This window comes from Deinococcus aerius (genome assembly GCF_002897375.1).
Classification (GTDB): Bacteria; Deinococcota; Deinococci; order Deinococcales; family Deinococcaceae; genus Deinococcus; species Deinococcus aerius.
This window is the reverse complement of record NZ_BFAG01000002.1, coordinates 57,516-72,717: the sequence shown is the minus strand read 5'-3', so window position 1 is coordinate 72,717 and position 15,202 is coordinate 57,516. Positions and strand designations below refer to the sequence as shown.

Genomic DNA, 15,202 nt, shown 5'->3' with positions numbered 1-15,202 from the left:
GGAAGCCCTGTGCTGGTCGGGACAGCGACTCCAGCGCGGCGGCTGAACCTCACCCCTGTCTCCGGTGGAACCGGGTGCCCTCAGGGCAGCCCCACCAGGTACAGCGTCTCCCGGGCGCGGGTGAGCGCCACGTACTTCAGGTTCTCCTCCTGCTGCCGCTCCCACTCCTGCTGATCCTGCCGCGGCCTGGCGAAGAGGGGGTAGCCCATCACGAACACCCGGTCCGCCTCCAGCCCCTTGGCCTGGTGGGCACTGGACACCCGCACGCCCATCCGCGGGTCCGGGGCCGTCACCGCCTCCACGAAGGTCCTGAACTCACCGCCATCCCAGCGCTGCGCCTGCTCGTGCAACCGGCCCAGCACCCACGGCAACAGGACCTTCAGCGGTTTGTCCCTGGGGCCGAGCGGAGGGCGGGCCCTGGGCGCGCTGGCTGGGACGAAGCCCGCCGTGAGGTTCCGCAGCTCCGTCACCACCTTCCGGACCCTTCCCGAATCGCTCTCCAGGGCCTCCTCCTCGTCCGACTTGTCGGGTCGAAGCGCCGCCTGACCCTCGTAATCCAGGGTCAGGCCCCGGCACAGCAGTTCCAGCACGATCAGGTCGACCAGGTCGTTGTTGCGGGCGAACAGCAGATCCCGTTCCCGGACGTACCCGAACGCCTGCGCCCAGCCCACCTCGAACACCTCCCCCTCCCGGGCGTCCGGTGCCGCCTCGATGGCGGGCATCAGGGCCCGCGCTCGCCGGACATGGGACTTCGGGCAACGGTAGCTGACGGTCAGCTTCAGTTCCCGTGGCGGGTGGGGCAGCCGCCTGATGTTCTCGACGCTGTTGTTGTCCGCCCCTCGAAAGCCCATGATGGCCTGCCGGGGATCCCCCACGAAGAGCAGCCGTCCTGTTTCCCCGGCGGCCCGCCGCACCAGCTCCAGTTGCGTCTGGGTCAGGTCCTGGCACTCGTCCACGAACACAAAGTCGTACGGCTGCAGGGGCAGGTTCAGCCGCACCGGCAGGTAGTTCTGCTCGTCGAGGCTGATCAGGTTCTGGGCCTGGTAGGCGGCCACGGTCAGGTCCAGGGCACGGGCGACGATGGGCTGCAACCCTTCGGCGTCCGTCACGTTGTACTGCCGGGCCAGTTGCGCGTAGTGCTCGGGGTCCGAAGGATCGAGGTGGATATAGCTCTGGAACTTCTCGTAGAGGTTGCGGGCGCGTTTCAGGTCGTCCTGACTCAGCCGGGTCCCCAGCACGTCCTGGGCCGCCCGGTTGAGCATGCCCGCCGCCTTGTGCTGATCCACCCTGATCCCGCGTTTGCGCCGGTTGAGCACCCGCATCCCGAACCCGTTCAGGGTCGCCGTCTCCACGTCGTCGATCCCCGCCCCGGTGAGCTTTACCTCCAGCTCGTGCCGGATGCTGCGGTTGAAGGCGAGCATCGCGATTCGCGCCCGGGGGCTACCGCGCTTGATGACCCTGACACTCTCCAGCAGGGTGGTGCTCTTGCCACTTCCGGCGACGGCGATGACCAGACCATGCCCCTCCCCGGACTCCAGGAAGTCGAAGATGCGCTGCTGATACTCGGAAGGGACGAACACCCGCCGCGGTTTCGGGGCAGGCTTCTCGTCCACCCGTTTGACGTGAGCGGTGAGGTGAAGCCGGGTGTCCTCGGCGGCCAGCACGTTGGCCTCCTCACGCGTCCAGAGGAGGTGTGACGAGACCGGCAGGACGGCGGCCAGGGAGAGCGTGCCCTGCCCGGTCAGGCGCTCGACCACCTCCGCGACGACCCGGGCGCAGCCGTCCGGGTTCTCCACCGCCTGCTGCTCGGAGAAGCGGATCACCGGCCAGCCGGCCGCGAGAAAGGCCTCATCCCGGGCCTCGTCCCCGCTGCGGTAGGTCTGCGCCCCCTCGTCGAACTCCACGAAGTGGATCGGCAGCTTGTGCCCCAGGCCGTACGGCTCGTCGAGTTCGATGTCGAGCCGCAGGCGGTGGGCGGGATCGAAGTACAGGAAGTCGGGGTGGTAGGTCTTCTGACCGCTCGCCAGCAGGCGGCGGCGCAGGATGCGGCCCTGGAAGTGCCGCTGGAGGTGCTCGAACAGGTGCATCTCCGCGAGACCGGCCAGGGCGAAGCTCTCCCCGACCCCCTCCACGGCCGAGCTTTCCAGCAGGGCGGCCACCTTCCGCCGCCGGTGGGCGTGCAGGACTTCGGGGGTGAGCTTGGCGCGCTCGGCCGCCTCGAACTCGGCCCGGGCCGATCGGTGCTGACGCACGGCGGCCTCGTACCGGGCCCTGGCGGCCTGACGTTCCGGGGCGGTGAGGGTGTCCGCCTGCCCCCTGAGCCTGAGCAGGCCGTAGAAGGTGGACAGGAGACTCTTGCCGGGGGAGAGGTCCGGGGGGAAGGCGTCCTCGGTCGGCGGGGGGACATCGAACGCGGGGAGGTCCGGACTGGAGGCGAGCGCCTGCTGGAGACGTGGTGGAAGCAGGACGACGGGGTAGGTGGGGCGGGGAGTCACCGGACACCGCTGGGCTGGAACATGCGCCCAGTATTGCGGTGAAGGCCCCCCACCGGGACCACTTTTCAGGAGGCTTGCGCCGAATGTCCCGTGGATGGAGCCGCCACGACCGGGGCGTAAACGGCGGGAGGCAAAGTCGCCCGGTCAGACGGTTCCGGCAAAGCAGAAGACGGTTGAAGCCGAACCTGTCCCGCTTCAGTTTCCGGTGACGGCCCGGATGCGCTGCCCGACCGTGGGCGTCACCGTGCCGAGCCCCTGGATGTACTCGAGCACGACCTGCGCGTCGGGCTCCCGGGTGGTGCCCTGCCCGTCGGCGAACATGGTGTACTCGTCCCCGCCGCTGTTGGTGAAGTCGCTCAGGGCCAGGGTGTGGGTCGTGGCGTCCTTTTGAATCGGCGTGCCGCCGTCCAGGGTGACGCGGACGACGCGCGACCCCACCGGCCGGCTCACGTCGTACGTGAACGAGAAGCCCGACACCTGCAGGAAGCGCCCGCTGGCGGCGGGGAGGGCCGAGACGCTGTTCTCCAGCGCGGCGTAGAGCTGCGTGCCCGTGACGGTGCGGGTCACGACGGTGTTCCCGAAGGGCAGCACCGAGTACACGTCCCCCGCCACCAGGTCGTAGGGCGGCCCCGGCTGGTACCCGGGCGCGGGGCGGCGCAGGCTCTTGTCCTGCGGCGCGTAGCTGGAGGGCAGCGGGCTGCGGATGCTGCCGCCGTTCTGGATGGCGAGCTGGGTGCCGTAGCGGGCCCGGAAGGCGTCCGCGATCAGGTCGCCCAGCGCGACCTCCTGCAACCGCTCGACGTTGCCCCCACGCGGGAACACGTCGGTGGCCACCCCGACTCGGCGGTCGAGCTGCTGGGCGAGCTGGGCGCGGTAGGGGACGAGCACCTGCTCGACGGCGGGGTCGGGCGTGACGGCGTCCACGCGCGGCTCGACGAAGGTGTTCACCCGGTCCGTCACCCGGCGGCTCGCGAGGTCGTAGGTGAGGTTCACCTTCGCGTAGCTCGCGCCCTTGCTGAGGTTCTCCACGACCAGGGCGTCCCCCACGAAGCCGCTGAACTTCTCGTTGGTGTGGTCCCCGAAGATCACGTCGAAGCCGCGCACGCTCTTGGCAAAATCGATCAGGGGCCCGGTCGCCGCCCGCGAGGCGTCCTGACCAGTTACCCCCAGGTGCGCGATCGCCACGAAGACCTGGGCGCCCTGGGTGAGCGCGGCCGCCCGCGCCCGGGTCGCCGCGGCCACGGGGTCCGTGACCACCAGGGTGCCCAGCGCACCCGGCGCGACCAGGGTGGGCGCCTCCGGGTTGGTCAGCCCGACCACGGCGACCTTTACCCCGCCGACGGTGAAGATCTTGTACGGGGCCACGTTCCTTAGGTTCGCGTCCAGATTCTCCAGGTTCGCGGAGAGGTACGAGAACTTGGCCCGGTCGATGAGCCCCTGGAGGAAGGCCGTGCCCCGGTCGAAGTTGTGGTTGCCGAAGGTGTCCGCGTCGAAGCCCATCGCGTTCATGGCCTCCACGGCGGGCACCTCACCGAAGAAGCCCGACAGGGGCGGGGACGCCCCGTAGGCATCGCCGCCGGTGAGGGTGAGGGTGTTGGGGTTGCTCGCGCGATCCTGCTTGAAGTACGCGCTGAGCACGGCCGCGCCGCCCACCTGGTAGGCACCTGTGCCGCTGCCCACGCTCAGGGGGTCGAGTTGCGCGTGCCAGTCCGACACGTCGAGGAACTGGAGGGTGACGGGCGGCCCCGGGGGCACGGGGTCGGGGGAGCAGGCCACGAGCGCGAGGGTCAGGGCGGCGAGCGGCAGGGTCCTGATCAGCATCGGTTCTCCTTCTCCCGGGGTGAGGGGGCCGCACCCGTCGTGAACGTGACCTCACCCCCTGGTAGCGGCGGGACGAGGACCTGGGCCGCCGGGCGTGCCTTGAGTGTAGGCACCGGGGGTCAGCGGATGGTGAAGCGGGGCCGCCGGGAGGAGTCCCTGGGCCGGGGTGGGCCGCACGCGCACGCGGCGAGGCGGCGGGGGCTCCGGACGAGTCAGGGGGTGTCCTTCGCCTGCCGGATCAGGGTTTGCAGCTGGGCGCTGCTGAGCGGGCCGAGGTGCCGGGCGACGATGCGGCCCCGCGCGTTCACGGCCAGGGTGGTGGGGAAACCGCTGACCCGCAGCGTCCCGGTGACCGCCTCCCCACCCAGCCAGGTGGCGCCCGCGGGTGCGTAGGCGCCCAGGAACGCCCCCACCCGCCCCGCGGGTTCACCGACGTTCAGCAGCACCACGGGTTCCCCCGCCCGGACCGCCCGCATCAGGAGCGGCATCTCCGCCCGGCAGGGCGGGCACCAGGTGGCCCACAGGTTCACCACGCCCGGGCGGGGCAGCGGGGCCGGGCGGGAGACCGTGCCCCCCGCGAGGCGCGGGAAGCGCGCCTCCGGGAACGTCTGCACGGCGGGGGTGGGTCGGAGCAGCAGGGGCAGCACGCCCGCCAGAACGGTGACGAGCAGCGGGAGGGCCAGCCGGTCGGGCAGCCGCCGGCGGGGCCACCAGAGGGCCAGCAGCCCCGCCGCGAGGCCCGGCCCCCACGCCCAGCCGCCCCGCCGGACGTCCAGCAGTTCGAGCACCCCCGCGCCCAGGGGCTGGCCCAGGTTCCCGAAGAGGCCGGGCAGGGTCGCCCAGAGGCGGGCGGTGACCAGGGCCACGGCCGCGGCCAGGCCCGCCCCCCGGAAGCGGGCCAGGGAGGACCACGCCAGCAGGCCGAGCACCAGCGTGAGCTGCGACCAGCCCAGCACCAGCGAACCGATCTTCAGGGCATCGGGCCCGATGTTCACGGGCGTTCCCGGAGGCGAAAGGGTGGACGGCCGGGGCCGACCCGACTGGGTGGCCGGTGATGGCGTGTCCCCGGCGGGCTGGCGGCGGCTCCGGGGACCCAGGTGATCAGGGGGACCGGGCGGCGCCTCGTCGGGTCGTCGCGGATCGTCAAGGTGTTCCTCCTGGGATGTGCGAAGGGCATCGGCCCGCCGATTGTCCTGCCGTCGTGTAAAGATCGTGTAATCCTCCCCGGGAGCGGCGCGGAGCTGGTGCCCTCCTTGTGCCGCAGCGACTCCAGCACGCCACCTGATGGCCGCATCTTCGGGCGTGAACTCGCGGTTCGGCCACGCCGTGCTGGCGCCGCCGTGGGCCCACGGCGGCGCGGGTCTGCTGGTTCTTCTCCTCAAGATGCCCAGCCTACTTTCTTACATTCGGATATACGAATTTACTGCCAGCATGACCCCATGCACCAGCATCCCGTTCCGTCTCCGCCCCACCCCGAAGACCTGGCGCGGGTCAGCGAGGTCTTCAAGGCCTTGTCCGAACCCACCCGGGCTCAGCTCGTGTTGCTGCTCCCGGGCGGCCAGCGCAGCGTCATGAGGCTGGTCAAGGCATTGGGCCAGCCACAGAGCACGGTCAGTCGCCACCTCGCCCTGCTCCGGGGGGCCGACCTGGTCAGGACCCGCCGAGAGGGTCCCAGCGTGCACCACCGCCTGGCTGACACCCACGTCGCACAGCTCGTGCGGGAGGCCTTCAGCCACGCCCAGCACGACCGCCTGGGTCTCCCGGATCATCCCGCCGCCGAGACGGTGAAGGAGCATGTCCGGTGAACGCCCTCGCCACCTTCGCGGCCCTGAGAAATCCCCTCTTCGCCCGCTTGTATTTCGCCCAGACTGTAAGTCAGATCGGGGACGCCCTGACCTGGGTGGGCCTGGCCCTCCTCGCCGCCCAGCTCGCGGGTCCCGCCCAGGCCCCCGCCGTGCTGGCGGTCGCCCTGACGCTGCGGGTCACGGCCTTCGTGCTGTTCAGTCCTCTCGCGGGCGTGATCGCGGACCGGGTGAACCGCCGCACCCTGCTTGCCATGTGCCACTTCGGGCGGTGGTCGTCATCGGCTTGATGTTCTTCGTGGGCACCGTGTGGCAGGTGTACATCCTGATGTTCCTGCTCAACGCCCTAACGGCCTTTTTTACTCCGACCAACCCGGCCACCGTCCCGCTGGTGATGGGCCGGGACGACGCCAGACCCGCTTTTGCCCTGTCCAGTGCCACCACCGAGTTGCTGGGCATCGTGGGTCCTGGGCTGGCCGGAGTGCTTGCCGCCGTGCTGGGCGCCCGCGCCCTCTTTGGGGTGACGCCAGCAGTGGCGCGGAAATGAACGCTCAGCCTCCAGCAACTCCCCCTCCTCCGGCCGGCCGGGGTCGGTGAAGGGCCGCAGGGCGCCGTGCGCGAGCGCGGGCGACAGCCCGAAGTGGAAGCGCCCCAACACATTGACGTGCTCAAACAGCCGTGGCGACAGCCGCGCCACATCCTCCGGGAACACCGTCACCCCTGACGCCCCGCAGGTGGTTCAGGTCGCAAGCGCCTGGGGCACCGGCCCATCCAGACGACCCTGCGCTCCGCCGAGGTCAGTGACCAGATCGCCGACGCGGAGGTGCCTGCTTGGCGCCGACGACGTTGAAGCCCTGCGCCGCCTCCGAGATGAGCCGTGCCGCCCGGTGACACCCTTACCGGCTGGCGTGGACCTCTTCACCCTGGCTCCGCCCGGCTTCCAAGGCGCGCTGGGGATGCAGCACCCGGGTCAGGGCGACCACCCAGGCCAGCGAGAACAGCGCCCCCGCCGTCACGTCGCTGGGGTAATGCACGCCGATGTACACCCGCGACCACATCATCCCCAGCACGTACAGCACCCCCAACACCAGGGCCAGCCAGTGCCAGCGGGTCCGCCACAGGACGACCACCACCGTGGCGGCCAGGGCGGCGGCAAACATCGCGTGCCCGCTGGGAAAGGAACTGTCGTTCTCGGGCAGGGCGGGTGTCCACAGGCTTGGGCGGGGCCGCTCGAAGAGCTGCTTCATCACGAAGTTCAGCCCGGCAACGCCCCCCAGCGAGAGCAGCGCGAACCACGCCAGGCGGTGCCGCAGCCGGTACAGCACCACGAACAACACCAGGGCAATGGGAATCATCCCCCGCGCGCTGCCCAGCAGCGAGAAGGTCACGGCCACCCCGTTCTGAAACGCGCTGGCGTGCCCGTGAATCCACAGCATCAGCGGCACCTCGAAGGGGATGGGTTCTTTCTGGAGGAGCTGCTCGGCGATCTCCCCGAAGCCCCACAAGGGCAGCAATACCAGCGCGAACAGCAGCAGCAGGGTGCGCCAGTGCGTCCTGAGCAGGTGATCCAGGCGGTCCAGGTGCCGGTGGTGGTGTCCGCGGGTCATGGTCGCGTCAGGGTAGAACAAGAATTGCAATAGGAGAAGAAACAGGTGTTACACTTCCCCGCATGGAAGGCTGGTTGCTGATCTACCGGGTGCCCAAGGAGCCCTCGACCGCGCGGGTGACGATCTGGCGGCGCACCAAACAACTGGGGGCGCTGTACCTCCAGCAGTCGGTGTGCTTCCTGCCCGACCGGGAGGGGAACCGGCAAGCCCTGGACGCCGTGGCGGGGGAAGTCCGCTCCTTTGGCGGCGAGGCGCATGTCCTGCACGTCGTGAGCGAGGGGGAGGAGGCGCGGCGGCTCACCCGCCGGGTGCAGGAGGAACGCGCCGCCGAGTACGCCGAGTTCCACGAGCAGGTGGGGGTGCTGCGCGCGGAACTCGACAAGGAAACGCGGGCGGGGAAGTTCACCTTCGCCGAGTTGGAGGACATGGAGAGCGCCCTGGAACGCCTGCGGGCCTGGCTGGGGCGGGTGGAGGCCCGGGACGTGGAGAACAGCGAGGGCTACCGGGACGCGGCCCGCGCCCTGGCGGGCGTGACCGAGGAGGTCGGCGCGTTCGCCGGGCAGGTATACCAGCGCGAGGCGGGCGCCCTGCGCGGGCAGGGCGGGGAGGACGAGGCGTGACGGCCGAGCCCAAGGCGGCGTTGCCCCACGCCCAGGACCCCGGGCTCACCCTCCGGGACCTGGCCGCCTCGCCCGAGCGCGGACTGAGCGAGGCCGCCGCGCGGGAACGCCTCGCTCAGTTCGGCCCCAACGTCCGTGTGCGCCCCCGACAGGTCACCTTCCTCAGGGTCGCCCTGGAAGAGATCACCGAGCCGATGATCCTGCTGCTGCTCGCCGTCGGCATGGTGTACGCCCTGTGGGGCGACCCCCGGGACGCCCTCGCCATCCTGGGCATCATCGCGGCGATCCTCGCCATCGAGCTGACCATCGAGTTCCGCGCGAAAAAGGCCGTTGCCGCCCTGGGAACGCTGGTGCCCACCCGGACGACCGTGCTGCGGGGTGGGCAGGAGACCAGCATCGACACCGCCGACCTCGTGCCGGGGGACGTGGTGCTGCTGCGCTCCGGGGAACGGGTCCCGGCGGACCTGCGGCTGCTGGAAGGCTCCTCGCTCGCCCTCGACGAGTCCGCCCTGACCGGGGAGTCCGTTCCGGTGGAAAAGGACGCCCACGCCGTTCTGCCCGCGGACGCCCCGCTCGCCGAGCGTTCCAACATGCTTTACGCCGGGACCGTGATCACCCGGGGAAGTGGCCGGGCCGTGGTGGTCGCCACCGGCACACAGACGGAAATCGGGCGCATCACCGGGCTGGTGGACGCGGCCCGCGAGCCCAAGACGCCCCTCCAGAAGGCGATGAAGGCCCTCAGCGGCACCCTGGTCAAGGTGGCCCTCGCGTTCAGCATCGGGATTCCCCTGCTGGGCGTCCTGCTGGGGCAGCCGGTCAAACCCATGCTGCTGACCGGGATGACCCTGGCGTTCGCCACCATCCCCGAGGAGATGCCCATCATCATCACCCTGGTGCTGGGCTTCGGGGCGCTCACCCTGGCCCGCCAGCGCGCCCTGGTCAAACGCCTTCAGGCCGCCGAGGCGCTGGGGGCCGTCACCGTGCTGGCGACCGACAAGACGGGCACCCTCACCCAGAACGTCATGACTGTCCGGCAGCTCGCGCCCGCCTCCAGGGTCAGCGAGTGGGAACTGCGCCTGGCCGCCGGGCTCGCCACCGAGCGAGGGTCTGACGATCCCACGGATCAGGCGGTGCTTCGGGAAGTGGAGGCCCAGCCGGGCACCTGGACTCCCCTGCGGGCCTTTCCATTCACCGCCGAGACGCGGGCGGTGACGGTCGTGCAACGGCAGGGCGAGGTCGCGGTGGCCTACACCAAGGGTGCCCTGGAAAGCCTGCTGAATTGGGCGGCACCGGGAACCGACCGGGCGCACTGGCAACAGACCGCCGGGGACATGGGCGCCCAGGGGCTGCGCGTGCTCGCCGTCGGCCGCAAGCCGGTGGACACGCAGCCCCTCGACCACACGGGCGCCACGCGGGGCCTCACCCTGCTCGGGCTGATCGGCCTGAGTGATCCGCCTCGCCCGGAGGCGGGGACCGCTGTTCAGGAAGCGCGCGAGGCCGGAATCCGGGTCATCATGATCACCGGCGATCACCCCGTCACGGCGGCGGCCATCGCCCGCGAGGTGGGCCTGCCGGAGTCGCGGGTCGTCACGGGGGCGGAACTCGACACGCTGACCCCGCAGGGCTGGGAGGACGCCGCCCGCATCGCCACGGTGTTCGCCCGAGTGACGCCGGAACACAAGCTGCGTCTGGTCGAGCGGCTGCAAGGCCAGGGGGAGATCGTCGCCATGACCGGGGACGGGGTGAACGACGCCCCCGCCCTCAAGCAGGCCAACGTCGGCGTGGCGATGGGTGGGCGGGGCTCGGATGTGGCCCGCGAGGCGGCGGCCGTCGTCCTGACCGACAACAACTTCGCCACCCTGGTCTCCGCGGTGCGGGAAGGGCGGCGGCTGTACGACAACCTCCGCAAGGGGACCCGCTACTACCTCGCCATCAAGGTCGCCTTGATCCTCGCGGCGCTGGTGACGGTGCTGCTGGGCCTGCCGGTGATCTTCGCGCCCATCCAGATCATCGTGCTGGAACTGTTCATGGACGTGAACGCCGCCCTGGGCTTTGCCACCGAAAAGGCCGAGCCGGACGTGATGAAGCGCCCGCCCCGTGATCCGCAAGAGCCCTTCCTCGACGCGCCCCTGGTGCGGGGCCTCTTGCTGGGCGGGCTGTGCCTGTTCGCGGTGGTGCTGGCGAACTACCTGCGGGTGACGTTCCTGGTGCCGGGCGCGACGGCCGCCCTCGCGCAGACCGAGGCGTTCCTGACCTGGCTGCTCGGCCACGCGACCCTCGCCTTCGTGATGCGGGGTGAGCGGGGGCGGGTTCCCCTGAAGAACTTCTTTGCGAACCGGGTCATCACGCTCTGGACTCTGGCGGTGGTCGTCACCTGTGCCCTCGCGGTCAGCGTGCCCGGGGTACAGCGGGTGCTCAAGACCGTGCCCATTCCCTCTTCCGACTGGGCCTGGGTGATCGGTCTGGCGCTGCTTGGCGCGCTGGCCTTCTCCCTGCTCGGCATCCTGATCCGGCCCGGACGCACCGCTCACGCGCGGGCACTGGGCACCCCATGAAGCACGCGGACCTCCAGCTTGAGCAGGACCTCGCCTTTCAGTACCGCTCCTGGACCTGGCAACGGCTGGGGTGGGTCGTGATGGCGCTCCTGGTCGTGGCGGCGTTCCTCGGGCTGTTCGGGGACGGGCCACTGAGCGAAGGCCAGCGTACGGCCGGTGGGGAGGTGACGCTGGCTTACCAGCGGTTTGCCCGGGTGGAGAACCAGTCACCCCTGCGCCTGGTCGTTCAGGTGCCGGGCCGGGAGGTGAAGATCACCCTCTCACGGGATTACGCGGACGACGTGCAGGTGCAGACCGTGACGCCGCAGCCCGACGCGATGACCTCCAGCCCGGACGGGCTGAGCCTGACCTTCCAACCGGAGCGCCCGGGACCGCTGCCGATCACGCTGTTCGTGGAGCCCGAGCGGCCCGGCGTGGGCCGCGGCAAGCTGAGCGTGGACGGGGCGCAGGTCGTCTTCCGCCAGTGGATCTGGCCGTAAGGAGTGGTATGAATCCTGCCCTGAATGCCCTCGCCATCTACGGATTCCTGCTGCTCGTCTTCCGCGTCGCGGGTAGGCGCACCCTGGGACAGATCACCACCTTCGACCTGGTGCTGCTCCTCGTGATCAGCGAGTCGGTGCAAAACGCCCTCGTCCGCAACGACTACTCGCTGACCAACGCCTTCGTTCTCATCCTGACCCTGGTCACGCTGGACGTCGGATTGTCGCTGTTTACCCGCCGCTTCAAGAGCGCGGACCGGGTGCTGGAAGGGATGCCGCTCGTCATCGTGGAACGGGGCGAGTGCCTGACCGACCTGATGCGCCGCGCCCGGGTGGACCGGGAGGACGTGCTGGCCGCCGCACGCAAGCTGCATGGCCTCAGCCGCCTGGACCAGATCGAGTTCGCGGTGCTGGAGCGCAGCGGCGAGCTGTCCATCATCCCCACGAAAGGCAACGCATGACCGGGTGGATCACGGCCCTGGTGGACGCACTGGGGTATCCCGGCATCGTCCTGGTGATGTTCCTGGAGAACATCTTTCCCCCCCTGCCCTCCGAGCTGATCATGCCGCTCGCGGGCTTCAGCGCGTCCCGGGGAACGCTCCGCCTGCCCGGCGTGATCCTCGCCGGGACGCTGGGCTCGGTGCTGGGCGCGCTGCCCCTGTACTGGATCGGGTTCGCCCTGGGCAAACCCCGGCTGGTCCGTCTTGCACAGAGGTACGAACGGCTGCTTATGGTGCGCCCTGCGGACGTGGAGCGGGCGGACACCTGGTTCGCGCGGCGCGGCCCCCTGACGGTGCTGCTGCTGCGCCTCGTGCCGGGGGTGCGCTCGCTGATCTCCATCCCGGCGGGCCTCGCCCGGATGCCGCTGCCGCTCTTCCTGCTGCTCACCACCCTGGGCACGGCCGTCTGGACGGCGCTGCTGACGCTGGCCGGATACCTGCTGGGCGAGAACTACGCGGCGGTGGAGCGGGTCGTCGGCCCGCTGGGACCCGTCGTGCTGGGCACGCTGGTGCTGGCGGTCCTGGTGTTCATCGTCGTGCGCTGGCGGGCCGAGCGGCGGGCGGCGCGGTGAACGGGGCGCGGCCAGCCACCCGGCTGGGGCGGCCATGACGGCGGGGGACGGGGTGACGCTGATCGTGAATGTCCGCTCGCGGCGCGGACGCGAGGCGTTCACGGGGGTGGTGGCGCGGCTGGGGGACGCGGGAGTGGCCGTGACCCCCTGGGCCGTCGAGAGCCCGGAGGAGGCCGAGGCGGTGCTGCGCGCCGAGGTCGCCCGGGGGGCGCCGCTGGTGATCGTCGGCGGGGGCGACGGCACCCTCTCGCACGCCGCCGGAATCCTGACCCGGACGGGGACGGCCCTGGGCGTCCTCCCGCTGGGGAGCGGCAACACCTTCGCGCGCAGCGTCGGCGTGCCGCTCGACCTGGCGGGGGCGGTGCAGGTCATCGCCGCCGGGCACCGCGCCGAGGTGGACGTGGGCCTGGTGAACGGTCGGGTCTTTCTCAACAGCGTGGCCCTGGGCCTGTCGGCGGGAATCGCCCGCACCCTGACGCCCGACCTCAAGCGCCGCCTGGGGCTCCTCGCCTGGCCGGTGGTGGGCGCGAAGGTGTTGTGGCGTCACCGGCCGCTCCTCCTCGACGTGACGGGCGAGACAGAGCACCTGCGGCTGAGGACCCACCAACTGCTGGTGGCGAACGGGCGGTACGTCGCGGGGCCGCTGCGGGCCGCGCCGGGGGCGTCGGTGGCCGACCGGCGGCTCGACGTGCTGGCCTTCGGGGACGGGCGGCTCGTGAGCCTGCTGCGGGTGGGCCTGGGCTGGGCGGCGGGCGGACGGGCGCAGCAGTTCACGGCGCGGCAGGTGACGGTCAGGAGTCGCGGGGGACCCACCTGGGTCAGCGTGGACGGCGAGGTGCGGCGGGCGGGCAAGTTGACCCTGGCGGTCAGGCCACGCGCCCTGACCGTGCTCGTTCCGGGCGACTTCGACGCGCGCCGGGTCTGAGCGGGGGCGAACATGGAGGGTCCGGTTGTGGTGAAGTGCGGCGGCACAAAGTTCCGGGGGGAGTACTGCCGGGCGGGTCCCGGGACGGCGGTGGTCTCCCTGGTGTTCGACGACTGGTATCCCGCGATGGGCGACGTGGTGCGGCTGCTGGACGGGACGGTGGAGCGGCGGGCCACCGTCTACAGCGTGCGGGTGGTGCCCCGGGAGCAGCGGGTGGAGGTGCATCTGGACTTCACCCGCTAGCGGCCCCCATGCCCAGGTTCGACGCGGGTGAGCATTTGGGGTGTGCTTGAGCGGGGGCCCCGGTGCCGGTCAGGGGTCTTGGGTTCGGAAGGGGTCAGCCTGGGCGAAGGCACGGCTCTGGGCTTAGCGTTCATTTTCGCGCCACTGCTGGCGTCACCCCTCTTTGCCCTGGACGCCCCGTCCCTTCTGCTGGCGGGGGGCTGATCCTGATGCTGCCCGCTCTGCGCGCGGAGCAGGGGACGGTGGAACGCAGCAAGCTTGCGGACATGCGAGACGACACACAACGTCTCTGGCGCGACCCGCCCGTGCGCTTCGCCCTGCTGATGGAACTGGTGGCCGCCATCGCCGGGGCCCTGATCCTGACGGTGACCATCACTCGTGTCGAAGGCGGCCTGAACCTGGGCGAGGCGCAGTACGGCTGGGTGATGGCGGCCTACGGGCTGGGCGCGACGCTCGCCTCCCTGGCAGTAGGGGCGGTGGGGCGACGCGTCCCCCTGCCCCGCTTCATCACCCTGGGAGCCCTGGTGACCTCCCTCGCCATGCTGCCCGGCGACTTGCTGCCCCTTGGCGGCCTGGTGCTCTTCTGGCTGCTGGCGGGGGTGGGGCAGAACTGGGTGAACCTGCCCACCGAGACCCTGCTGGCCGAGCGGACCGAGGCCGCGGCGCAGGGCCGGGTGTACGGAGCGCACTTCGCGTGGAGCCACCTGTGGTGGGCCTTCGCCTATCCGGTGGCGGGCTTCCTGGGCACCCACTTGGCCGGCCGGGCCTTCCTGCTGGGCGGACTGCTCGCGCTGCTGGTGCTGGTGAGCGTCTGGCTCCTGCACCGGGGACAGCGGGGAGGAGCCCGGCTGGGCCAAGCCGAGGTCTAGGGAGAGGTGACCTCATGGAAGGGCTCGTGCGTCACCCGCTCGGGAAAGCGGCGCAGGGTGTTCGCCAGGGTGAGCCCCTGCGAGCGGTGGCAGCCCATGGCCCGCAGTTTCTGGGTGAGGAACGCCGACACATCGTGAACGCGGTTCGGCGGCAGGTACAGGGGAGAAGGGGGGTCCAACCACTCCCGGTTCAGGGCGTAGTACCAGAGCGTGGGCCGGGTTCCGGCTGGCCGCTCGTCCCAGACGGTCTTCACCGCCTGATGCGTCGCCACATGGTCCGCGTGACCGTTGAGGCCATCGGGTGGAAAGGTCAGGACGATCTCCGGCTGATGTCGGCCGAGGGCGCCACGCACCACGTCCGTCACTTCAGGCAGGTGGGCCGTTACCTCTCCATCCGGGTAGTGGTGCTGCTCGTGGACGCTGCCCGGATGCGTCAGCAGTCCCAGGGCATGCAGACAGGCCCCCAGCTCCGCGCGCCTGAGTTCCGCGAGTTCCTGCCGGGTCCCGCACAAGCCCAGGGTTTTTCCCGCCTCGCCCAGCGTAAGGGTGACCACGCCGCACGCTTCGTCCCGGGCCAGGAACGACAGGAGGGTGCCGCCGGAGCCGAAGGTCTCGTCGTCCGGGTGGGGCACGACCACCAGCAACTTCAGGTGGGCCATGCGGGGAAGGATAGCTGCCCTGGTCCGCCTGCGACCCGAACACCCTTAAGCGGCG

16 protein-coding genes are annotated in these 15,202 nt (G+C 70.8%); 11 read left to right on the top strand and 5 right to left on the bottom strand.

Annotated features, from left to right (window positions below; all coding sequences use genetic code 11):
- Window positions 1–80: 80 nt before the first annotated feature.
- From DAERI_RS03145 to DAERI_RS03135, 3 genes are all read right to left on the bottom strand, one after another.
- Entirely contained in the window at window positions 81–2,495 is a 2,415-nt protein-coding gene (locus DAERI_RS03145) for a UvrD-helicase domain-containing protein (protein WP_103128033.1), read from the bottom strand.
- Window positions 2,496–2,690: 195 nt separating this feature from the next.
- Window positions 2,691–4,316, bottom strand: coding sequence for a bifunctional metallophosphatase/5'-nucleotidase (locus DAERI_RS03140; protein ID WP_103128032.1), 1,626 nt, complete (start codon window positions 4,314–4,316; stop codon window positions 2,691–2,693).
- Between the two features lie 212 nt (window positions 4,317–4,528).
- Window positions 4,529–5,311 carry a TlpA family protein disulfide reductase gene (locus DAERI_RS03135; protein WP_103128031.1) on the bottom strand — a complete coding sequence of 261 codons (783 nt, stop codon included), beginning with the start codon at window positions 5,309–5,311 and terminating at the stop codon, window positions 4,529–4,531.
- 444 nt (window positions 5,312–5,755) lie between these two features.
- Between DAERI_RS03135 and DAERI_RS03130 the strand changes: the two genes are divergently transcribed.
- The 3 genes from DAERI_RS03130 to DAERI_RS23030 are packed head-to-tail and all read left to right on the top strand — an operon-like array spanning window position 5,756 to window position 6,665.
- Window positions 5,756–6,121 (top strand): ArsR/SmtB family transcription factor, encoded by a 366-nt coding sequence (locus DAERI_RS03130; protein WP_103128030.1) that lies wholly within the window; start codon window positions 5,756–5,758, stop codon window positions 6,119–6,121.
- Window positions 6,118–6,408: an MFS transporter gene (locus DAERI_RS23035; protein WP_201262711.1), complete on the top strand. Its 291-nt coding sequence runs from the start codon at window positions 6,118–6,120 to the stop codon at window positions 6,406–6,408. Before DAERI_RS03130 ends, DAERI_RS23035 begins: the two co-directional genes overlap by 4 nt.
- Window positions 6,375–6,665 carry an MFS transporter gene (locus tag DAERI_RS23030; protein ID WP_201262710.1) on the top strand — a complete coding sequence of 97 codons (291 nt, stop codon included), beginning with the start codon at window positions 6,375–6,377 and terminating at the stop codon, window positions 6,663–6,665. Before DAERI_RS23035 ends, DAERI_RS23030 begins: the two co-directional genes overlap by 34 nt.
- Before the next feature lie 349 nt (window positions 6,666–7,014).
- Here the strand turns inward: DAERI_RS23030 and DAERI_RS03115 are convergent, their stop codons facing one another.
- On the bottom strand, window positions 7,015–7,725 hold the full coding sequence (locus tag DAERI_RS03115) for a phosphatase PAP2 family protein (RefSeq protein WP_103128292.1): 711 nt from the start codon (window positions 7,723–7,725) through the stop codon (window positions 7,015–7,017).
- 62 nt (window positions 7,726–7,787) lie between these two features.
- Between DAERI_RS03115 and DAERI_RS21895 the strand changes: the two genes are divergently transcribed.
- From DAERI_RS21895 to DAERI_RS03080, 8 genes are all read left to right on the top strand, one after another.
- On the top strand, window positions 7,788–8,345 hold the full coding sequence (locus DAERI_RS21895) for a Chromate resistance protein ChrB (RefSeq protein ID WP_129117602.1): 558 nt from the start codon (window positions 7,788–7,790) through the stop codon (window positions 8,343–8,345).
- Window positions 8,342–10,900, top strand: coding sequence for a cation-translocating P-type ATPase (locus tag DAERI_RS03110; protein WP_129117601.1), 2,559 nt, complete (start codon window positions 8,342–8,344; stop codon window positions 10,898–10,900). The genes DAERI_RS21895 and DAERI_RS03110 overlap by 4 nt, the downstream gene beginning before the upstream one ends.
- Window positions 10,897–11,379 carry a hypothetical protein gene (locus tag DAERI_RS03105; protein WP_103128028.1) on the top strand — a complete coding sequence of 161 codons (483 nt, stop codon included), beginning with the start codon at window positions 10,897–10,899 and terminating at the stop codon, window positions 11,377–11,379. The genes DAERI_RS03110 and DAERI_RS03105 overlap by 4 nt, the downstream gene beginning before the upstream one ends.
- An 8-nt stretch (window positions 11,380–11,387) precedes the next feature.
- A complete protein-coding gene (locus DAERI_RS03100) occupies window positions 11,388–11,840 on the top strand; it encodes a DUF421 domain-containing protein (RefSeq protein WP_103128027.1) in 453 nt (150 codons plus the stop codon).
- Entirely contained in the window at window positions 11,837–12,451 is a 615-nt protein-coding gene (locus DAERI_RS03095; protein ID WP_103128026.1) for a DedA family protein, read from the top strand. Before DAERI_RS03100 ends, DAERI_RS03095 begins: the two co-directional genes overlap by 4 nt.
- Before the next feature lie 34 nt (window positions 12,452–12,485).
- A complete protein-coding gene (locus DAERI_RS03090) occupies window positions 12,486–13,376 on the top strand; it encodes a diacylglycerol/lipid kinase family protein (protein ID WP_103128025.1) in 891 nt (296 codons plus the stop codon).
- A gap of 12 nt (window positions 13,377–13,388) precedes the next feature.
- Window positions 13,389–13,619 carry a hypothetical protein gene (locus tag DAERI_RS03085; protein ID WP_129117600.1) on the top strand — a complete coding sequence of 77 codons (231 nt, stop codon included), beginning with the start codon at window positions 13,389–13,391 and terminating at the stop codon, window positions 13,617–13,619.
- Window positions 13,620–13,828: 209 nt separating this feature from the next.
- Entirely contained in the window at window positions 13,829–14,488 is a 660-nt protein-coding gene (locus DAERI_RS03080) for an MFS transporter (RefSeq protein ID WP_103128023.1), read from the top strand.
- Here DAERI_RS03080 and DAERI_RS03075 read toward each other — a convergent pair.
- A complete protein-coding gene (locus tag DAERI_RS03075) occupies window positions 14,485–15,147 on the bottom strand; it encodes a PIG-L deacetylase family protein (RefSeq protein ID WP_103128022.1) in 663 nt (220 codons plus the stop codon). The genes DAERI_RS03080 and DAERI_RS03075 overlap by 4 nt on opposite strands.
- Window positions 15,148–15,202: the final 55 nt, after the last annotated feature.